Source organism: Streptomyces sp. NPDC001599, from assembly GCF_042893535.1.
Classification (GTDB): Bacteria; Actinomycetota; Actinomycetes; order Streptomycetales; family Streptomycetaceae; genus Streptomyces.
Map to the genome: position 1 here is coordinate 252,688 of NZ_JBIAVA010000001.1, position 18,887 is coordinate 271,574.

General features: G+C 71.9%; 19 protein-coding genes. 5 read left to right on the forward strand and 14 right to left on the reverse strand.

From position 1 onward, the window contains the following. Positions 1-26: 26 nt before the first annotated feature. The 4 genes from chvE to ACFYZ3_RS01220 form a co-directional block, all read right to left on the reverse strand. The gene (chvE, locus tag ACFYZ3_RS01205; protein ID WP_388513086.1) at positions 27-1,136 is read right to left on the reverse strand and encodes a multiple monosaccharide ABC transporter substrate-binding protein; all 1,110 of its coding nucleotides are present in this window, start codon (positions 1,134-1,136) and stop codon (positions 27-29) included. Between the two features lie 95 nt (positions 1,137-1,231). Continuing rightward, positions 1,232-2,203: a hypothetical protein gene (locus ACFYZ3_RS01210; protein WP_388513088.1), complete on the reverse strand. Its 972-nt coding sequence runs from the start codon at positions 2,201-2,203 to the stop codon at positions 1,232-1,234. A gap of 135 nt (positions 2,204-2,338) precedes the next feature. Continuing rightward, positions 2,339-3,355: a zinc-binding dehydrogenase gene (locus ACFYZ3_RS01215; protein ID WP_388513089.1), complete on the reverse strand. Its 1,017-nt coding sequence runs from the start codon at positions 3,353-3,355 to the stop codon at positions 2,339-2,341. Next, positions 3,352-4,518, reverse strand: a complete 1,167-nt coding sequence (locus tag ACFYZ3_RS01220) for a mandelate racemase/muconate lactonizing enzyme family protein (protein ID WP_388513091.1) — start codon at positions 4,516-4,518, stop codon at positions 3,352-3,354. Before ACFYZ3_RS01220 ends, ACFYZ3_RS01215 begins: the two co-directional genes overlap by 4 nt. Positions 4,519-4,732: 214 nt before the next feature. On the opposite strand from ACFYZ3_RS01220, the gene ACFYZ3_RS01225 reads away from it, so the two are divergent. Next, the gene (locus tag ACFYZ3_RS01225; protein WP_388513093.1) at positions 4,733-5,488 is read left to right on the forward strand and encodes a hypothetical protein; all 756 of its coding nucleotides are present in this window, start codon (positions 4,733-4,735) and stop codon (positions 5,486-5,488) included. Positions 5,489-5,497: 9 nt separating this feature from the next. Here the strand turns inward: ACFYZ3_RS01225 and ACFYZ3_RS01230 are convergent, their stop codons facing one another. Both ACFYZ3_RS01230 and ACFYZ3_RS01235 read right to left on the reverse strand, forming a co-directional pair. Further along, entirely contained in the window at positions 5,498-6,367 is an 870-nt protein-coding gene (locus ACFYZ3_RS01230; protein WP_388513095.1) for a GNAT family N-acetyltransferase, read from the reverse strand. A gap of 61 nt (positions 6,368-6,428) precedes the next feature. Then, entirely contained in the window at positions 6,429-6,884 is a 456-nt protein-coding gene (locus ACFYZ3_RS01235) for a MarR family transcriptional regulator (protein ID WP_361014770.1), read from the reverse strand. Positions 6,885-7,010: 126 nt separating this feature from the next. Between ACFYZ3_RS01235 and ACFYZ3_RS01240 the strand changes: the two genes are divergently transcribed. The 3 genes from ACFYZ3_RS01240 (at position 7,011) to ACFYZ3_RS01250 (ending at position 9,449) form a co-directional block, all read left to right on the forward strand. Continuing rightward, a complete protein-coding gene (locus tag ACFYZ3_RS01240; RefSeq protein WP_388513098.1) occupies positions 7,011-8,033 on the forward strand; it encodes an NADP-dependent oxidoreductase in 1,023 nt (340 codons plus the stop codon). A gap of 116 nt (positions 8,034-8,149) precedes the next feature. After that, positions 8,150-8,569: an organic hydroperoxide resistance protein gene (locus ACFYZ3_RS01245; RefSeq protein ID WP_388513100.1), complete on the forward strand. Its 420-nt coding sequence runs from the start codon at positions 8,150-8,152 to the stop codon at positions 8,567-8,569. A 55-nt stretch (positions 8,570-8,624) separates the two neighbouring features. Continuing rightward, positions 8,625-9,449 (forward strand): EI24 domain-containing protein, encoded by an 825-nt coding sequence (locus ACFYZ3_RS01250; protein WP_388513103.1) that lies wholly within the window; start codon positions 8,625-8,627, stop codon positions 9,447-9,449. Here the strand turns inward: ACFYZ3_RS01250 and ACFYZ3_RS01255 are convergent. From ACFYZ3_RS01255 to ACFYZ3_RS01265, 3 genes are all read right to left on the reverse strand, one after another. Next, positions 9,421-10,710, reverse strand: a complete 1,290-nt coding sequence (locus ACFYZ3_RS01255; RefSeq protein ID WP_388513106.1) for a pyroglutamyl peptidase — start codon at positions 10,708-10,710, stop codon at positions 9,421-9,423. The genes ACFYZ3_RS01250 and ACFYZ3_RS01255 overlap by 29 nt on opposite strands. 277 nt (positions 10,711-10,987) lie before the next feature. Beyond that, positions 10,988-11,962, reverse strand: coding sequence for an aldose epimerase family protein (locus ACFYZ3_RS01260; RefSeq protein WP_388513108.1), 975 nt, complete (start codon positions 11,960-11,962; stop codon positions 10,988-10,990). Positions 11,963-12,000: 38 nt separating this feature from the next. After that, positions 12,001-12,918, reverse strand: coding sequence for an SGNH/GDSL hydrolase family protein (locus tag ACFYZ3_RS01265; RefSeq protein ID WP_388513111.1), 918 nt, complete (start codon positions 12,916-12,918; stop codon positions 12,001-12,003). 266 nt (positions 12,919-13,184) lie between these two features. Between ACFYZ3_RS01265 and ACFYZ3_RS01270 the strand changes: the two genes are divergently transcribed. Continuing rightward, entirely contained in the window at positions 13,185-13,679 is a 495-nt protein-coding gene (locus tag ACFYZ3_RS01270; RefSeq protein WP_003976415.1) for a DUF3145 domain-containing protein, read from the forward strand. A gap of 88 nt (positions 13,680-13,767) precedes the next feature. Here the strand turns inward: ACFYZ3_RS01270 and ACFYZ3_RS01275 are convergent, their stop codons facing one another. From ACFYZ3_RS01275 to fasR, 5 genes are all read right to left on the reverse strand, one after another. Then, a complete protein-coding gene (locus tag ACFYZ3_RS01275) occupies positions 13,768-15,057 on the reverse strand; it encodes a beta-ketoacyl-[acyl-carrier-protein] synthase family protein (RefSeq protein WP_388513113.1) in 1,290 nt (429 codons plus the stop codon). Between the two features lie 109 nt (positions 15,058-15,166). Continuing rightward, positions 15,167-15,415 carry an acyl carrier protein gene (locus ACFYZ3_RS01280; protein WP_003976417.1) on the reverse strand — a complete coding sequence of 83 codons (249 nt, stop codon included), beginning with the start codon at positions 15,413-15,415 and terminating at the stop codon, positions 15,167-15,169. 104 nt (positions 15,416-15,519) lie between these two features. Then, positions 15,520-16,587: a ketoacyl-ACP synthase III gene (locus ACFYZ3_RS01285; RefSeq protein ID WP_388513116.1), complete on the reverse strand. Its 1,068-nt coding sequence runs from the start codon at positions 16,585-16,587 to the stop codon at positions 15,520-15,522. Between the two features lie 16 nt (positions 16,588-16,603). Further along, on the reverse strand, positions 16,604-17,530 hold the full coding sequence (locus tag ACFYZ3_RS01290) for an ACP S-malonyltransferase (RefSeq protein WP_388513118.1): 927 nt from the start codon (positions 17,528-17,530) through the stop codon (positions 16,604-16,606). 89 nt (positions 17,531-17,619) lie between these two features. Beyond that, on the reverse strand, positions 17,620-18,825 hold the full coding sequence (gene fasR / locus ACFYZ3_RS01295; RefSeq protein ID WP_030863943.1) for a fatty acid biosynthesis transcriptional regulator FasR: 1,206 nt from the start codon (positions 18,823-18,825) through the stop codon (positions 17,620-17,622). Between the last annotated feature and the right edge of the window lie 62 nt (positions 18,826-18,887).

Here is an 18,887-nt window from a genome sequence, read left to right on the forward strand (position 1 = left end):
GCCTTCCAATCCTTGTTGGGGCCCGGTTAGTTGAGCTTGTCCGCGGAGTAGTAGCCGCCGTCGACGAGGATCTTCTCCCAGTTGCTCTTGTCGACGCTGACCGGCTGGAGCAGGTAGGCGGGGACGACCTTGGAGCCGTTGTCGTACGACTTGGTGTCGTTGACCTCGGGCTTCTTGTCGTTCAGGACCGCGTCGACCATGTTCGCGGCGACCTTGGCGAGCTCGCGCAGGTCCTTGAAGACGGTCTGGGTCTGCTGGCCCGCCTTGATCGACTTCACCGAGGCGATCTCGGCGTCCTGGCCGGTGACGACCGGCATGGCCTTGCTGCCGGAGCCGTAGCCGTCCGACTTCAGGGCGGACAGGATGCCGATGGAGATGCCGTCGTAGGGCGAGAGCACCGCGTCGACCCGGGCGCTGCGGTAGCTGGAGGTGAGCAGGTCGTCCATGCGCTTCTGCGCGGTGCCGCCGTCCCAGCGCAGGGTGGTGACCTGGTTGAGGTCGGTCTGCTTGGAGCGGACGACCAGCTGGCCCTTGTCCATGTACGGCTTCAGGACCTTCATCGCGCCGTTGAAGAAGTACCGGGTGTTGTTGTCGTCGTTGGAGCCGGCGAACAGCTCGATGTTGAAGGGGCCCTTCTTGCCCGCCTTCAGACCGAGCTTGTCGACGATGTAGCCGCCCTGCAGCTCGCCGACCTTCTCGTTGTCGAACGAGGCGTAGTAGTCGACGTTCTCCGTGCCGAGGATCAGCCGGTCGTAGGAGATGACCGGGATGTCGGCGTCCTTGGCCTGCTGCATGACGTTGCCGAGGGACTTGTTGTCGATCGCGGCCACGATCAGGGCGTCCACGCCCTGCGTGATCATGTTCTCGATCTGCGAGACCTGCTGGTCCGGGTCGTCCTCGCCGAAGACCAGCTTGGTCTCGAAGCCCTTGGCCTTCAGTTCCTTCTCGACGTTGGCGCCGTCGGTGATCCAGCGCTCGGAGGACTTGGTCGGCATCGCGATGCCGACGGTGGCGCCGTCGCTGCCCGACTTGTCCTCCTCGCTGCCGCCCTCGCCGCTCTGGCCGCAGGCGGACAGGGTGAGGGCGAGCGAGGCGGCGGAGGCTATCGCGGCGAGTGCGGCTCTGCGGTTGCGCATGGTCATCATCCTTGATGTGAGGGCTGGGTCGGCGAGGCAGGTGTGTGGGATTGTGCGCGGTCGTGTCGTCTTTTGAGAAGGGAGTTTCCGGAACGTTATGACGAGATCTCGAACCGGTTGAGCGGTCCCGGCAGCCGGGTGCCGAGCGGCGCCATGTCGCCGTCCGCCCCGTGCCGGGCGAGCAGGTCGAGGGCGAGCCGGCCGCGCCGCACCCGCTCCTTCGCGGTGGCCAGCGTCAGTTCCCGCAGGTGGTGGCCGTACGGATAGATCCCGGGCGCCTTGGAGAGGCCGAACTTCAGGTACAGCGGGGCGCCGCGCCGGACCAGCTCGGCGACCTCGTACATGCGGACGTAGCCGCCGAGGTCGTCGGGAGCCTCGATGTACATGTCCATCGGCGCGGCCGAAACCCGCCGTATTTCGGTCAGGTGATCCGGCGTCAGGTCGCTGGGGACGTTGATGGAGTCGGCGCCGAGCCGCTCGTACACCGCGTACGAGGCCGGGTTGACCGGACCGACGAGCGCGGAGAGCTTGAGCGTGGTGTCGGCGGGGAGGATGCCGGCCGCACGGGCCCGGTGCAGCGTCCACAGCACGCCCTCGTCGGCGACGAGCAGGCACTTGACGCCCAGCTCGCTCGCGCGCACGGCGTCCTCGACGCACCCGGCGACCGCGGCGTGGCCGCGCGCCCTGAGGCCCGCGCCGCCCGAGTCGGTCCGGGTGGAGCCGCCGATGTCCCAGGTGCCGCGCGGGCCGGTGAACAGGCAGAGCTCGATGTCGCGTTCGGCGGTGGCCTCGACCATCTCGGTGATCTCGGCGTCGGTCAGCATCCACACGCCGCTGCCCTGGCTGATCCGGTGGATCGGCACGTCCAGCCGCGAGGACTCCTTGAGCACCACCCCCAGCGCCTCCGGACCCTCGCAGGACGGGATCTCGGTGCGCCAGCGGCCGCCGCCCGGGAAGGAGTGCGGCGAGGCGTCGGCGGGGTCGGGGGCGGGCGCGGCCAGGCCGAGGGCGGTGAGGGCCTGCTCACCGGGCCTGCGTGCGGCGGCCGTGGCGGAAGCGTCGGTCACAAGCGTTCCTTAGTGTTCGATATGTCGGACGAAGTTCGCGGCCCTGGGCGTGGGTGGCGCGGGCGCGCGACGTCCGTTCCGTTGGGTGTACGCCGGTGCGGAGGCCGTCAGGTCGCCCCCGCACCGGCGTACGGCTCAGGGCAGGGCGTCCGGGTGCAGCAGCACCTTGCCGACCTTCGGGTCGCCGGAGCCCACCAGCTCGATGGCCTCCGAGAACTCCGCGAGCGGCAGCTCGTGCGTCACCAGCGGCCGCGGATCGAGCAGACCGGCGGCGAAGACCCGCACCGTGTGCGCCCAGGCGTCCGGCGGCGCCCCGAAGACGGTGTGCACCTCCAACTGCCGTACGACCAGGTCGGTCGGGTCGAGGCCGTCGGCGCCCGGGGCCGGGATGCCGGTCAGCACCAGGCGCCCGCCCCGGCGCAGCAGCGCGGCGGCGGTACGCGCGGCGTCCGCGGACCCGGCGGTCTCGATCACGACGTCGAAGTCGTCCGTCAGCGGCCGGTCCTTGGTCCGGAAGTCGGTCGCGCCGAACTGCCGCGACAGCGCCTCCCGGTCCCCGCGCGTGCCGACGACCAGCAGCTCGGCGGGGGAGGCGGCGCGCAGGAACTGCACGGCGAACATGCCGAGCGTGCCCGTGCCGACGACGGCGACGCGCTCGCCGGGCCGGGCGTTCGCCTTCAGCGCGGCGGCGGCGATGCAGGCCGCGGGCTCCAGCAGGGCGGCCGCGGTGAGATCGGCGTCCTCGGGCAGGGCGTGCAGCAGCCGGGCGGGCAGGGTCAGCGTCGGGGCCATGGCACCCGGCTGGGTGAACCCGGTCTCCTCGTACCCGGCCGTGCACAGCGTCGTCTCGCCGGCGTGGCAGCGGTCGCACACCTGGCAGTTGCGGAAGCCCTCACCCACGACCTTCCGGCCGACGAGCGAGCCCGGCACTCCGGTGCCGACCCGCTCCACGGTCCCGGACCACTCGTGCCCGGGGGTGAGCGGGTAACGCACGTACCCTTCGGGCCGGTTGCCCTGGTAGACCTCGCGGTCGCTGCCGCAGATCCCCGCGGCGTGCACCCGCACCAGCGCCTCGCCGGGCCCCGGTTCGCGCGGCTCGTGCGGCACGAGCCGGTGCACCCCCGGCGCCTCGACGACGACCGCGTCGCTCATGCCCCGGCCCCCTTGGGGGCGCGCTTCTCCCAGCCCTCGGCCCACAGGTCGAACCGCGCCTGCTGCTGCGGGAACTCCGCCGCCGCGTCGGTGTCCAGCTCGACCCCGAGGCCGGGCGCGTCGGAGAGGTGGAAGCACCCGTCCTCCGGGTCCACCTGCGGGGCGCCCTTGACGACCTTCTTGATCTCCGCGTCCGCGAAGTCGTTGAAGTGCTCAAGGATCTTGAAGTTCGGCGAGGTGAACCCGACCTGGAGCGAGGCCGCGGTGAGCACGGAACCGCCGACGTTGTGCGGGGCGACCAGCGTGTAGTGCGTCTCGGCGGTCGCGGCCAGCTTCCGGGTCTCCCAGATGCCGCCGATGTGGCCGACGTCGGGCTGGATGACGTCCACGGACTGGTCCTCGAACAGCTCGCGGAACTCGATCCGGTCGTGGATGCGCTCACCGGTGGCGACCGGGATGTCGACCTTCTCGGCGACCTTCTTCAGCGCCCTCAGGTTCTCCGGCGGTACCGGCTCCTCCAGCCAGGCCGGCTTGAACGGCGCGAGTTCCCGCGCGAGCCGGACGGCGGTGGACGGCGAGAACCGGCCGTGCATCTCCAGCATCAGCTCCGCGTCCGGCCCGATGGCGTCCCGCACGGCTTCGATCAGCGACACGGCGTAGTTCGTCTGCTGCTGGTCCAGCTCGAAGTGCCCGGTGCCGAACGGGTCGATCTTCAGCGCCCGGTACCCGCGCTCCATGACGCCCTGCGCGGCCTTGTGGTACGCCTCCGGCGTCCGCTCGGTGGTGTACCAGCCGTTGGCGTAGGCCTTGACCTTGTCGGTGACCTTGCCGCCCAGCAGCTGCCACACCGGGACGCCGAGAGCCTTGCCCTTGATGTCCCAGCACGCCATCTCGACGACCGCGATGCCGGACATCACGATCTCGCCCGCGCGGCCGTAGTCGCCGTACTTCATGCGGCGGACCAGGGCCTCGACAGCGAACGGGTCGGAACCGAGAATGTGGTTGGCCTCGGCCTCCTTCAGGTAGCCGAGGAGAGCGTCGGTGTGCCCCAGCATCCGGGTCTCGCCGACTCCGGTGAGGCCCTCGTCGGTGTGCACCTGGACGTACGTCAGGTTGCGCCACGGCGTCCCGACCACGTGTGTGCTGATTCCGGTGATGCGCACGGCGGCTGCCCTTCGCGTTGTTCGATATTTCGTCACTCGTTCGAAATGCTGGCGTGACAGTAAGGACGGGGTGTGCGGGGTGTCAATGGGTCGGACACATAACGGTTTCGGCAGTTTCGGATCGGGGGAAGGATTGAGGTCGCGCGCTTCCCCACACAACATTCACAGTGGCCTCTAGGAACGCGCCCGTCCCGGAACTTAACCTTCCCGCGTCATGGACTACTGCCACCCGTGCCGACGGCACCTCAACGGCGCCCTCGCCTGCCCGGGCTGCGGCACGCCCTGCCACGAACTCCGCGCGCCGGACGACCACCTGACGGCGGGTGAGAAAACCCCGCCCCGGCTCGCGGACAAGGCGACGACGGACGTCGAGACCCCCGACGAGGCCCGTGACGACACCCGTGACGAGGGTGCGGACGCGGGTGCGGGCGACGCCGCTCCCGGCGCCCGGTCCAGCCGCCGTGACCGCAAGGCCGCCGCCCACCGCAGGCGCCGCCGCCGCACCCTGCTCGTCGCCGCGGGCTTCGTCCTGGCGGCCGGGGGACTGAGCCTGGCCGAACTCGGCATGGACGCCCCGCACTCCGCGGAGAAGCCGGCCGCGGCGGGCGGCGAGACGACGGACGGCGAGGCGACGAGGGAGGTGGGCGAGGCGTCGGCGGTCCCGGTCGACGACACCGTGCGGACGACGACGCCCTCGGGCTCTCCGTCCCCCGGCGCATCGGCGTCGACAACGGTGTCGGCGTCCCCGTCGGAGTCCCCGGAGGCCTCGGAGTCCCCGACGGCGACCGGGTCCGACTCCCCGTCGGCCTCCCGCCCTCCGTCCCCGGACCCCACCGGCCCCGCGAACCCGGACCCGTCGTCCCCCGAGTCCGACGACGACCCGCCCCCGACGACGTCCCCCACCCCGCCGGAGCCCCCGGACCCGACCCCCACGGAAACCTGCGACCGTTTCCTGTGGTGGTGCACGTAGGCGTTCCGCTCACGAGGAGAACCTGTACCCGGCGAAGTCGGCGACGTGGACATACCCGATGCGCCGGTAGAGGGCGTTGCTGGTGGGGTTCTCCGGGTCCGTGAAGAGGACGACGTCCGTCGCCCCCGCGGCCAGCGCGGCGCCGCTCACCTCGACCGTCACCGCTCCGGCGTAGCCGCGGCCGCGAAGGTGGGCCGGGGTGTAGACGGGGTCCACCCGGACCATGCCGCCGACGACCGGGGTCGCGGCCGCCATCGCCACGGGGGTGCCCTCCGGGGTCTCCCACAGCGTGAAGTGCCGGTCGCCGAAACGCGAGGCGTCCCAGGAGCCGGCGTCGATCAGGTCGATGGAGCGCTGCTCCCCGACATCGACGCAGAACTCACGGCACCAGCGGACGACTTGCGCACGGTCCTTGCCGCTCGTGCGCCGCCCCCGGCCTTCCGGGGACGGCCGCGGCGCGGTGAGCGTGCCGAGACGGTGGAGATACGTCCGCCAGAAGAGCTCCGGAGCCGCACCCGTGTGCCGCCGCCACGACTCGGCGAAAGCGCCGGCGGTGTCGCGGTCGGCGACGACGTTGGCGGGGGAGTGGCCGAGGCCGGCCAGGCGGGCGGCGAGGATGCCGGTCTGCTCGACGGAGAGGGGCGTGAGGCCCAGACGGCCCTGCGGAGTGAGATAGCAGACCGCACGTACCTCGCCACCTGCCTCGAGCCGGCCGAAGACGCCGGCTGGGGCGTCATGGTCGGCCGCCCCGCGTATCCGCAGCCTCTCGATGTCCGTCAGTGCCGTGTTGTGCAGGGCGGGACGCGAGGACAGGAAGCCGCCGGCTCGGGCGAGGAAGTCGTCGACGTCGTGAGTGAGGTACCAGTCGTCCGGGAGCATGCCGCATGGTCCCAGGCCGCCCTCGGACGGCGACACGGGGCGGTTCGAAACGCGGTGGGGGTCAGCCCTCCGGCGAGCCCTCCCCGACCATCAGACGCAGCGCGTCCCGCAGCGCCACCCGCTCCCCCTCCGACAACCCCGCCAGCGGCTCCCGCGCGAACCGCAGTGACTCCCGCAGTCCCCGGGCCACCCGGCGCCCCTCCTCCGTCGCCGCCGCGACCTTCACCCGTCGGTCGCCGGGGTCGGGCCGCCGCTCGACCAGGCCCCGTGCCTCCAGCCGGTCCACGATCCCCGTGACGTTCGACGGCTCGCACTTCAGCTTCTGGGCCAGCTTCCGCATCGGCAGCGGCTCCAGCGACAGCAGACTCAGCAGCTTGGCCTGCGCCCCGGTCAGTGCGCGCTGCGCCGCCGCCTCCTCGTAGTCCGCGTGGAAGCGGGCCACGACCTCGCCGATCAGTTCGACGACTTCAAGGGTGAGAGCGTCGGGTCGGCGGGTCGTGTCGCGTGGTGTGGCCATGGAAACCAGGGTACCCATTTGTTTGACAAGCTGAAATGTTCAGCCGCATGGTTGTTTCAGTGCATGAAACATTCTCGGCAGGCAAGTCCCGAGCGAGCCCCGAGCAACCCCCAGGAAAGGTGCCCCATGACCGACTCCCCCGCCCTCCCCGCCGTCAACCGCGCATGGCACCTGGTCACCCGCCCGGTCGGCTGGCCGAAGCCCGAGGACTTCGCGCTCGTCGAGGCGGAGGTCCCCACCCCGGGCGACGGGCAGGTGCTGGTGCGCAACCTGTACGTCTCCGTCGACCCCTACATGCGGGGCCGCATGAGCGCCGCCAAGTCCTACGCCGCTCCCTACGAGCTGGACAAGCCCATGCTGGGCGGTGCCGTCGGCGAGGTCGTCGCCTCCAACGCCGAGGGCATCGCCGTCGGCGACCACGTCCTGCACTTCTTCGGCTGGCGCGAGTACGCCGCCGTGGACGCGAAGAGTGCCGTCAAGGTGGACCCGGACGCGGCACCCCTGTCGACGTACCTGGGTGTGCTCGGCATGACGGGGCTCACCGCCTACGCCGGTCTGCTGCGCACCGCCTCCTTCAAGGAGGGCGACTCCGTCTTCGTCTCGGGCGCTGCGGGCGCCGTCGGCAGCCAGGTGGGGCAGATCGCCAAGCTCAAGGGCGCCTCGCGGGTCATCGGCTCGGCCGGCTCGGACGAGAAGGTCAAGCTGCTCCTCGACGAGTACGGCTTCGACGCCGCCTTCAACTACAAGAGCGGCCCGGTGAGCGAGCAGCTGCGCGCCGCCGCCCCGGACGGCGTCGACGTCTACTTCGACAACGTCGGCGGCGACCACCTGGAGGCCGCCATCGGCTCCCTCAACCTGAACGGCCGCATCGCCATCTGCGGCGCGATCTCCGTCTACAACAACACCGAGCCCGCGCCCGGCCCCAAGAACCTCGCCCGTCTCATCCAGACCCGCGGCCGCATCGAGGGCTTCCTGGTCGGCGACCACTACGACCTCCAGCCGAAGTTCGTCGAGGAGGTCGGCCCCTGGGTCCGCACCGGCGAGCTGAAGTACCGCGAGACCGTCGTCGAGGGCATCGAGAACAACCTGGAGGCGTTCCTCGGGGTCCTGCGCGGCGACAACACCGGCAAGATGATCGTCAAGCTCTGACCCTCCGGCGAGGAGGGAGCGGGCTTCACTGGACTTCCGGCATGCGGTAGCGTCATTCCGAAATCCGTCGTGATCGTGGGCGCGAGTCACGGCGGACCTAGGAGGAAGACACCCGTATGCCCATCCAGCAGTCCGAAGTCCTCTACACCGCCGTCGCCACCGCCGAGAACGGCCGCGACGGCCGGGTGGCCACCGACGACGGCAAGCTCGACGTCGTCGTGAACCCGCCCAAGGAGATGGGCGGCAACGGCGCCGGCACCAACCCGGAGCAGCTGTTCGCCGCCGGGTACAGCGCCTGCTTCCAGGGCGCCCTCGGCGTCGTGGCCCGCGCGGAGGGCGCCGACATCTCCGGATCCACCGTCACCGCGAAGGTCGGCATCGGCAAGAACGACGACGGCTTCGGCATCATCGTCGAGATCTCCGCCGAGATCCCGACGGTCGACACCGCCACCGCGCGGTCGCTGGTGGAGAAGGCCCACCAGGTCTGCCCGTACTCCAAGGCGACCCGCGGCAACATCACCGTGACGCTCGTCTGACCGGGGCCGGCCGGGCCGGGAACGGGCCGGCGCGCCGACCGGTAGAGTGCCGCCCATGCGTGATCTTGGGGCGGGGTTCGGTCATCTGCTGAAGGGCCAGCGCTGGGTGGCCCGGCACGGCCGGAGCTACGGTTTCGGGCTCGTCCCGGGCCTGATCACCCTGGTCCTCTACGTGGGCGTGCTGGTCGCGCTCGCGCTGTGGGGCGAGGACTTCGTCGCCTGGGTGACCCCCTTCGCCGACGACTGGTCGAGTCCCTGGCTCGGACTCTTCCGCGGCTTCCTCACCGCCGTCCTGTTCGCCCTCGCCCTGCTCCTCGCCGTCCTCACCTTCACCGCGGTGACCCTGCTGGTCGGCCAGCCCTTCTACGAGGCCCTCTCCGAACGCGTCGACCGCGACGTCTCCCCGGACGGCACGGCGCCCCGCTCGGACCTCCCGCTCTGGCGCGAGCTGTGGATCTCCGGCCGCGACAGCCTGCGGATCCTCCTGCGCGCCGCGGTCTGGGGCGTGCTGCTCTTCGCGCTCGGCTTCATTCCGGTCGTCGGCCAGACCGTGGTCCCGGTGGTCGGCTTCTTCGTCACCGGCTTCTTCCTCACCGAGGAGCTGGCCGCCGTCGCCCTCCAGCGCCGCGGGGTCGAACTGCGCGAACGCCTGGCCCTCCTGCGCTCCCGCCGGATGCTGGTCTGGGGCTTCGGCACTCCGCTGGGCGTGTCCTTCCTGGTGCCGTTCGTCGCCGTGTTCCTGATGCCGGGCGCCGTCGCCGGCGCCACGCTCCTCGCCCGGGAACTGCTGGGCGAGGAGACCCGCGACGGCGCCGAGGACCGGACCGAGGGCGGCCCGGCCGACCCGGCGGTCAGCCCCGGTCAGCCCCCGAGGCACTGACCGCCACGGCCACGATCGCCCGCGCCTGCGCCACGATGTCCAGCCTGTTGCGCACGAACTCCGGGTCGGTGACCGCCCCCGTCGCCGGATCGGTGTTCCCCGCCCCGAACTGAAGCACCGGTGTGTGCACGTGCCCGCCCGGCAGCGTGCCGTGCAGCCCGAGCCGGTCCCGCAGCAGCGTCGCGCGGTAGGCGATCTCGTTGGAGAGGTAGTTCCCGCCGCCGCCCTCCCGGGCCGTCGACCCGGGCGTGGGCCCGTCGGGCCGTACGACCGCCTCGCTGCCTCCCGCCGGGATCTCCGTCACGCTCGTGTTGTCGTACACCGGGAAGCGGCCGGTGTCCGCCGCCGTGATCGCCGCGTACGGCAGCGTGGTCGTCGTCCACTGCGGCTGCGAGGCCGGGTCCGCCACCGGGACCGTCTCCGTGCGGGAGACGTTGTCGTTGTCCGGGAAACCGCCCCGCCAGGCCCCGTTGGTCCGCTCCACGTCGAACCGGCCGACCCGGCCCTGGCTCACCGTGGTGAACAGGTCCACCCGCGGCAGATACGGCCGCAGCGCCCGCTCCACCGTGCCCTCGGCGAAGTCCGCCCAGCGCACCGGGAACACCGCCGTCTCCACCCGGGCGGGCCCGTCCGGGGTGTCGATCACCGTGCCGTCCAGGGCGAGCGCGACGGCGCCGGACGGGTTGGAGATCCGGATGTCCCGGTCCAGCGTGAAGGGGTCGAAGCCGGTGAGCAGCACCCGCTTGACCCCCTTGCCCTGCCCGCCGTGGCGTCCGTCCGGCAGACGCAGGTCGGCCTGGCCGCGCGAGGTGCGCTCCAGCTCCGTCAGCAGCGCGGCCCGCTGCCGCTCGCCCAGACCGAACCCGGGCTCCCAGGTGCGCAGCTCCCGCGTCATCCCGAGCCGTGCCCAGTACAGCGGGCGGTCGTCGTCCCGGCTGAGGTCCCCGCGGGCCGGCCCGCGCCCCTGCACCCGGTCCACCGCCCGCCGCCACAGCGCCGCGCCCTCGCGCGCCACGACGGCACGCGCCTCGCGGTAGGAGTCCGCCCGCCCGAGTCCCCGGGCGAACGCCGGTGCCACCGCGGCGAATCCGGAGCGGCGCAGGATCTCCCGGGGCACGTCCCCGTCGAGCCGCCGCTCCTCCACGGTCGGTGCGGGGGCGGCGCTGCCCGCCCGGGGTGCCGCCGTCGCCGTCGTGGGGGCGGCGAGTCCCGCCACCAGGGCCAGTCCGAGTACGCCGATCCGAACACGTATGGGTCTCAAGGGAGTCCAGGTCCTTCCGTCGCCGTGGGGTGCTGCCGGAACGGCGGCAGTATCCCGTGACGGAAGGGGTGCGCGCCATGGCGCCTGGCAGACCGACTCGTAGCTGTTTGTGAAGGATTCGTACGAACTCCTGATCGGACACCCGATCGCGGACCGCTGGATCACCGCGGCGATTACCGTCGGACCCGGGACGCCCGCGAGCGCGCCGTCCCCGTGAACAGCCCCGGTCCGGGACCTGACGGCCGGGCCGGGGCTCAGCCCCCGGCCCCGGGGTGGCCTACCGGCGTACCGAGAAGCCGTACACCGTCTCCGAGCGGAACACCTCGCCCGGCCGCAGCACCGTGCTCGGGAAGCCCGGCCGGTTCGGGGAGTCGGGGAAGTGCTGGGTCTCCAGCGCGATCCCGTCCCCGGGGGCGAAGGGCTCGCCCAGGTGGTCGGCGGTGTACAGCTGGAGGCCCGGCTCGGTCGTCGCCACCGTGAGCACCCGCCCCGACGCCGGGTCGTACAGCTCGGCGACCTCCTCGGCCGCGTCGGTCACGCCCTTGTCCAGGACGAAGTTGTGGTCGTAGCCCGAGCCGACCTTGCGCGCCCGCCGGAAGTCGAAGCGCGTGTCCGTCACGTCGTCGAGGCCGCCCGTCGGGATCAGCCCGGCGTCGACCGGCGTGATCCGGGAGGCGGCCAGCCGCAGTTCGTGCCCGCCCGCGTGCCCGGAGCCGCTCAGGTTGAAGTAGCTGTGGTTCGTCGGGTTCAGCACGGTCGGCGCGTCCGTGACCGCCTCGTACACGATCCGCAGCGCGCCCGACTCGTCCAGCGTGTACGTCGCCGACATCTCCAGGCGCCCCGGGAAGCCCTCCTCGCCGTGCGGGGAGACGTGGCTCAGCCGGACGCCCTCCTCGACCGCCGCCACGTCCCACACGCGCTTGTCGAAGCCCCGCGCGCCGCCGTGCAGCGTGTTGGGCCCCTCGTTGGGCGCCAGCGCGTACGTCCGCCCGTCCAGCGGGAAGCGCCCGCCCGCGATCCGGTTGGCGTACCGCCCGACCAGCGCGCCGAAGTAGGGCTCCGGGTGCGCCACGTAGCCGTCCAGGTCCGCGAACCCCAGGACCACGTCGGCGGTGTGACCGTCCCGGTCCGGCACCTCGGCCGACTGCACGATCCCGCCGTACGACAGGACCCGCACCCGTACGCCGGCCCGCTCCAGGGTCCAGCGGTGTACCGGGGTGCCGTCGGAAAGTGTGCCGAAGAGTTCGCTCATGTCCGGAACTCTAGGACACGCCCAGGTCAGCGGCCGGGTCAGGGACTCTTCGCGGTGACCGCGCGGTAGGCGATCTCCGCCAGCCTGGCCTGGCCGTCCACACTCGGGTGGAACCAGTCCCAGTGGCTCAACTGGTCCGTGCCGAACCGGAACTCGTGCACCGCGCCGTCGTCGGTGCGGCACCGCCGGTCCTTCGCGCAGACCTCCCGCAGCACCTCGTTGTAGTCCGCCACCCGGTCGCGCACCGTGTTGCGCCGCAGGGTCGCCGCCGAGTCCAGGGAGTCCGCGTCGCCCAGCATCGACGGGCACAGGCCGAGCTTCCACACCTGCTTGCCCAGCGGGTTGGTGCGGCCCTGGGACCAGAGCCGCTTGAGGTCCGGGATGCTCGACACGTACACCTGCGCCTTGGGGAGCTTCTTGCGCAGGGTGGCCATCGCCTCCTCGAACTGCGCCCGGAAGTCCGCCACCGGCGTCATCGCCGAGGTCGTGGACCGGCACGCGTCGTTCGCCCCGGCCATCACCGCCACCAGCTCCGGCTCGCGCCGCGCCGCCCGCGTCACCTGGGCGGTCAGATCCGCCATCCGGGCCCCGGTGACCGCGTAGTTCCAGCTGTGCTCGGCCGCGTCCGCCTTCCCCAGCAGCCGTACGGCCAGCGAGTCGACCTTCGTGCTGCTGCCGGTCGCCCAGGACACCTCCGGGCAGTCCGACAGCACCGCACAGGCGTCGAAGCCGCGCGTGATGGAGTCGCCCACGGCGGCGACGGACGCCGGGCTCGTGTCCCAGGCGGGCGCCGTCCTCGTCCGCTTCGACGCGCTGCCGGAGGGGGCGGGGGAGTCGCCGCCCGCAGCGTCGCAGCCCGCCGCACCCACGCCCAGGACGGCGACGGTCAGGACGGCGAGCGCGGCACGCGCCCGGCGACGGCCGTACCGCGTCCGCTGGTCCGTCCCTCGACCCATACCGGTCCCACCCCTCGGCTCGTGCCTCCACCGTGCTCAACCCATGACACCGCGCGAGGGTTCCCGAGGGCGGCGATGCAACGGCTCACACCCGTACAAGCGTCCTGCCGGGTGAATGGCGGAGGTTTGTCGGCGGCGGGACCGACGGTACGTCACACTCCTTGCCCCGCCGCACGGTAGCCTCGCCATCAACGTGGCCCGCCCGGTCACGGCCGTTCCACCCGTTCCACCCGTTCCGAGAAGTCCCGCTCAGCCCGGAGGTTCCGGTGACGACACGTGGAGTCCTGTACGTGCACTCCGCGCCGCGCGCGCTCTGCCCGCACGTCGAGTGGGCCGTCGCCGGGGTGCTCGGCACGCGCGTCGGCCTGGACTGGATCCGGCAGCCCGCCGCGCCCGGCACCTGGCGCTCGGAGTTCTCCTGGCAGGGGCAGGCCGGCATCGCCTCCAAACTCGCCTCCGCGCTGCGCGGCTGGCAGCTGCTCCGCTTCGAGGTCACCGCCGAGCCCTCCGCGAACGCCGAGGGCGAGCGCTACAGCTGCACCCCCGACCTCGGCATCTTCCACGCCGTCACCGGCATCCACGGCGACATCATGATCCCCGAGGACCGGCTGCGCGCCGCCCTGGTCCGCTCCCAGCGCGGCGAGACCGACCTCGAGTCGGACATCGCCAAGCTCCTCGGCAAGCCCTGGGACGACGAACTGGAACCCTTCCGCCACGCCGGCGAGGGCGCCCCGGTCCGCTGGCTGCACCAGGTGGTGTGACGCCCCGCCCGTCCGCACCCGCGGAGGGAACACGCGTGAAGGGCCCCCACCGGCCGGTGGGGGCCCTTCACGTACGTACGGCGGTCGCTCAGACCGACCGGAACGCGAGCACCACGTTGTGCCCGCCGAAGCCGAACGAGTCGTTCAGCGCGGCGATACGGCCCTCGACCGGCAGCTTGCGGGCCTCGCCGCGGACGATGTCCGCGTTGGCCTCGGCCTCCGGGTCGAGGTTCTCGACGTTGATGGTCGGCGGTGCCACCCGGTGGTACAGCGCGAGCACGGTCGCCACCGACTCCACGCCGCCCGCGCCGCCGAGGAGGTGACCGGTCATCGACTTGGTGGCGGAGACCGCCATGTGGTCGACGTCGTCGCCCAGGACCTTGCGCAGCGCCTTCAGCTCGGCGATGTCACCGGCAGGCGTCGAGGTGGCGTGCGCGTTGACGTGCACGATCTCGGCCGGGTCCAGGTCGTTGCCGTCCAGCAGGTTCTGCAGGGCGGCGGAGATGCCGCGGCCCTCCGGCTCCGGCTGCACGATGTCGTGGCTGTCGGCGGAGATGCCTTGGCCGACCGCCTCCGCGTAGACGCGGGCACCGCGCGCGGCGGCGTGCTCGGCGGACTCCAGGACCAGGACGCCGGCGCCCTCACCGAGGACGAAGCCGTCGCGGCCCGTGTCGAAGGGGCGGGAGGCACCCTGCGGGTCGTCGTTGTTCTTGGACATCGCCATCATGTTGCCGAACGCGGCGATGGGCAGCGGGTGGATCGCCGCCTCCGTGCCACCCGCGACGACGACGTCGGCGCGGCCGGTGCGGATCATCTCGATGGCGTAGCCGATGGCCTCGGCGCCCGAGGCGCAGGCGGAGACCGGAGTGTGCACGCCCGCGCGGGCGCCCACGGCCAGGCCGACGTTGGCCGAGGGGCCGTTCGGCATCAGCATGGGGACGGTGTGCGGGGAGACGCGGCGGACGCCCTTCTCCTTCAGCACGTCGTACTGGTCGAGCAGCGTGGTCACGCCGCCGATGCCGGACGCGATGACCGCACCGAGCCGGTCGGGGTCGACGTGGGCCGCGCCGTCTTCGGCGGGGCTCTCGCCCGCCTTGCCGGCGTACCCGGCGTCCTTCCAGGCCTCCTGCGCCGCGATCAGCGCGAACTGCGCCGAGCGGTCCAGGCGGCGGGCCTGCGGCCGCGGGATGACCTCGGAGGGGTCGACGGCGGCCGGCGCTGCGATGCGGACCGCCTGGTCGGCGGCCCACTCCTGCTCCAGGGGCTTGGCGCCGGACCTGCCGGCGACCAGACCCTCCCAGGTCGAGGCTGCGTCGCCACCCAGCGGTGTGGTTGCGCCGATACCGGTGACGACCACGGTGCGATTGGTCGAGCTCACGGGAATTCTTTCTCCAACGGGATACGGATTCGTACGGCGCCACCGCCGGGCGGCGGGGCAGTCTGCCCGGATCTGCCCGTTACCCGGGTCATGCCCGAGTATCGGCGGATCAGGCCTGGTGGTCGAGGATGTACTTCGTCGCGTCGCCGACCGTCTTGAGGTTCTTGACGTCGTCGTCCGGGATCTTGACGTCGAAGCGCTCTTCGGCGGCGACGACGACCTCGACCATGGACAGCGAGTCGACGTCCAGGTCGTCGGTGAAGGACTTGTCCAGCTTGACGTCCTCAACCGGGATGCCGGCGATCTCGTTCACGATCTCCGCGAGACCGGCGACGATCTCTTCCTGAGTGGCGGCCATGATGGCGCTCCTTCTTTGTTGTCCAGAGGGTGTGGCGGCCCGCCGCGTCGGCGGCAGGCGGTGCTGCTCTCCGTTCCGGACCGGGGTGATCCGGCACGGAGTGCCTAGGGGAGGGTAACGACCGTCGCGGCGTAGACGAGACCCGCCCCGAAGCCGATGACGAGCGCGGTGTCGCCGCTCCTCGCGTCGCCGGTCGCCAGGAGCCGCTCCATCGCGAGCGGAATCGAGGCGGCCGAGGTGTTGCCGGTGGTGCGGATGTCACGGGCGACCGTGACGTGCTCCGGCAGCTTCAGTGTCTTCACCATCGAGTCGATGATCCGCACGTTGGCCTGGTGCGGGATGAAGACGTCCAGGTCGTCCGGGCTGATCCCGGCCGCGTCCAGCGCCTGCTGGGCGACCTTCGCCATCTCGAACACGGCCCAGCGGAACACCGCCTGGCCCTCCTGCGTGATCGCAGGAAACTTGACGTTGCCCTCGGAGTCGACGGGCAGTTCGGAGACGTCGCCGGTGGGGGTCCCCCCGCCGGAGCGAAGCCGGAGGTGGGGGAGGAAGCGGTCCCAGGAGACCGTCTGCTTGATCGTTTCGGCCTTGTCGCCCTCCGAGCCCCAGACCGTCGGGCCGATCGCCGGCTCCTGGGACGGGCCGACCACGACCGCGCCGGCGCCGTCGCCGAACAGGAAGGCCGTGGCCCGGTCCTCCAGGTCGGTCAGGTCGGACAGCCGCTCCACGCCGATGACCAGCACATACTCTGCCGAACCTTCGACGACCATGCCCTTGGCCAGGGTCAGCCCGTAGCCGAAGCCCGCACAGCCGGCCGAGATGTCGAAGGCCGCGGCCTTGTCCGTGCCGAGGCGGTCGGCGATCTCGGTGGCGATGGCCGGGGTCTGGCTGAAGTGCGACACGGTCGAGACGACCACGGCACCGATCCGGGAGGCGTCGATCCCGGCGTCGGCGAGCGCCTTGCCGGAGGCCTCCACCGACATCGCCGCGACGGTCTCCTCGGGTCCGGCCCAGTGCCGGGTCTCGATGCCGGAGCGCGAGCGGATCCACTCGTCGGACGAGTCGATCTTCTCGAGGATCACCTCGTTCGGCACCACCCGGGTCGGACGGTATCCGCCGACGCCGAGGATGCGCGCGTACGGGGCGCCCTTGCTGGGCTTGATCTTCGACATGCTCTCGCGCTCCTTGTCAGGCCTGGGTGTGCTCGGCGACGAGCTCGCGGGCCGCGTCGAGGTTGTCGGGGGTCTTCAGGGCCAGCGTCTTCACACCGGGCAGCGCCCGCTTGGCCAGCCCGGTCAGCGTGCCGCCCGGACACACCTCGATGATCGCGGTGACGCCCAGCTCCTTGAACGTCTCCATGCACAGGTCCCAGCGCACCGGGTTGGCGACCTGGCCGACCAGCCGGTCCAGCACCTCGGTGCCGGAGGCGACGGCCCGCCCGTCCTTGTTGGAGACGTAGGTCACCTTCGGGTCGGCCGGCGTCAGCGCCTTGGCGGCCTCGGCGAGCTTGTCCACGGCGGGGGCCATGTGGCGGGTGTGGAACGCGCCGGCCACCTTCAGCGGGACGACCTTGCGGACGCCCTCGGGCTTGTCCTCGTTCAGCGCGGCCAGCTGCTCCATGGTGCCCGCAGCCACGATCTGACCGGCGCCGTTCACGTTCGCCGGGGTCAGGCCGAGCTTCTCCAGGTGCGCGACGCTCACCTCGGGGTCGCCCCCGAGCAGCGCCGACATCCCGGTCTCGGTGACCGCGGCGGCCTCGGCCATGGCCAGGCCGCGGCGGCGTACGAGGGACAGCGCGGCGGTGTCGTCGAGGACGCCCGCGAAGACGGCGGCGGTGATCTCGCCCACGCTGTGGCCGGCGACCGCGCCGGGGGCGATCTCGGCAATGTCACCGAGTGCCGCGGCGGAGAGGATTCCGGCGGCGACCAGCAGCGGCTGGGCCACGGACGTGTCTCGGATCTCGTCCGCGTCGGCCTTGGTGCCGAAGTGGGCGAGATCGAGTCCGATGGCGTCCGACCACGCGGCGACGCGGTCAGCGGCACCGGGGAGGGCGAGCCAGTCAGTCAGAAAGCCGGGCGTCTGGGCGCCCTGGCCGGGAGCGACGAGTACGAGCACTCTCACACTCTCTCTTGAGGACGGCCACGACCGCCCGTGGGGACAGGGACGAAGAACAGGAGCGGGTTTTGTGGACCCTGTACAAAATCCTAGAGCTGCGGATCTCCGTCGGCCAGACGCCCCAGGATGAGCGCGATCCGCAGTGTGAACGCAGACCGTACATCAGAGGGTGACCACCCGGTGACGTCAGTCACACGTCGGAGCCGGTAGCGCACGGTGTTCGGGTGAACGAAGAGCATCCGGGCGGCGCCCTCCAGACTGCTCGCCTGTTCGAGATAGACGCTGAGCGTCTCAAGGAGCGCCGCCCCCGCTTCCTCCAACGGTCTGTAGATCTCCTCCACCAGTTGCTCACGGGCCGAGGGGTCGGAGGCGATCGCGCGCTCCGGCAGGAGATCGTCGGCGAGCACCGGACGCGGCGCGTCCTGCCAGGCGGTGCACGCCTTCAGCCCGGCCGCGGCGGCCTGCGCGGACCGGGTCGCGGCCAGCAGGTCCGGCACCACGGGCCCGGCGACGACCGGACCCTGCGCGAACGGCCCGATCAGCGACTTCGCCACCGCCAGCGGGTCGTTGCGGCCCCCGGCGATCACCACGAGCCGGTCCCCGAGCACCCCGGTCAGCACCTGGAGCTTGGCGTGCCGGGCCGCCCGCCGGATGGCCTCCACGGTCAGCTCGGAGTCCCCGTCGGGAGCGGTGCCGAGGACGACACAGACGTGCTCGGGCGAGTTCCACCCGAGGGCGGCGGCCCGGGACACGGCCCCTTCGTCGGCCTCGCCGCTGAGCACGGCGTTCACCACCAGCGACTCCAGGCGCGCGTCCCAGGCACCGCGTGCCTCGGCGGCCTGCGCGTAGACCTGGGCGGTCGCGAAGGCGATCTCCCGGGCGTACACCAGCAGCGCCTCGCGCAGCACCGACTCGTCGCCGGGAGCCGCCACCTCGTCGATCGCGGACTCCATCACCTCGATGGTGGTCCGCACCATCTCCACGGTCTGCCGCAGCGTGATCGCCCGGGTCAGCTCGCGCGGGGCGGTCCCGAAGACGTCGGTGGAGATGGCCTGGGGCGCGTCCGGCTGCCGGAACCACTCGGTGAACGCGGCGATGCCGGCCTGGGCGACCAGCCCGATCCAGGAACGGTTCTCCGGTGGCATGGCCCGGTACCACGGCAGCGTCTCGTCCATGCGTGCGATGGCCTGCGCGGCGAGCGAACCGGAGGACTGCTCCAGCCGCTTCAGGGTCGCGGTATGCGGGTGGGCGGGCTGGGCGGGGGCGTCGGGCTTACCGGTTTCGGGTTCGGGCACGTGGACAAGACTGCCTTATCGGGCCGGGCGGGTGTGCCGCCGGGGCTACCGTGAACGACGTG

Excerpts from the sequence above, each read along its gene's own strand:
- chvE (WP_388513086.1), bottom strand. The coding sequence starts at position 1,136 with ATGCGCAACCGCAGAGCCGCACTCGCCGCGATAGCCTCCGCCGCCTCG.
- ACFYZ3_RS01215 (WP_388513089.1), bottom strand. The coding sequence starts at position 3,355 with ATGAGCGACGCGGTCGTCGTCGAGGCGCCGGGGGTGCACCGGCTCGTG.
- ACFYZ3_RS01225 (WP_388513093.1), top strand. The coding sequence starts at position 4,733 with ATGGACTACTGCCACCCGTGCCGACGGCACCTCAACGGCGCCCTCGCC.
- ACFYZ3_RS01230 (WP_388513095.1), bottom strand. The coding sequence starts at position 6,367 with ATGCTCCCGGACGACTGGTACCTCACTCACGACGTCGACGACTTCCTC.
- ACFYZ3_RS01235 (WP_361014770.1), bottom strand. The coding sequence starts at position 6,884 with ATGGCCACACCACGCGACACGACCCGCCGACCCGACGCTCTCACCCTT.
- ACFYZ3_RS01240 (WP_388513098.1), top strand. The coding sequence starts at position 7,011 with ATGACCGACTCCCCCGCCCTCCCCGCCGTCAACCGCGCATGGCACCTG.
- ACFYZ3_RS01245 (WP_388513100.1), top strand. The coding sequence starts at position 8,150 with ATGCCCATCCAGCAGTCCGAAGTCCTCTACACCGCCGTCGCCACCGCC.
- ACFYZ3_RS01250 (WP_388513103.1), top strand. The coding sequence starts at position 8,625 with ATGCGTGATCTTGGGGCGGGGTTCGGTCATCTGCTGAAGGGCCAGCGC.
- ACFYZ3_RS01260 (WP_388513108.1), bottom strand. The coding sequence starts at position 11,962 with ATGAGCGAACTCTTCGGCACACTTTCCGACGGCACCCCGGTACACCGC.
- ACFYZ3_RS01265 (WP_388513111.1), bottom strand. The coding sequence starts at position 12,918 with ATGGGTCGAGGGACGGACCAGCGGACGCGGTACGGCCGTCGCCGGGCG.
- ACFYZ3_RS01280 (WP_003976417.1), bottom strand. The coding sequence starts at position 15,415 with ATGGCCGCCACTCAGGAAGAGATCGTCGCCGGTCTCGCGGAGATCGTG.
- ACFYZ3_RS01285 (WP_388513116.1), bottom strand. The coding sequence starts at position 16,587 with ATGTCGAAGATCAAGCCCAGCAAGGGCGCCCCGTACGCGCGCATCCTC.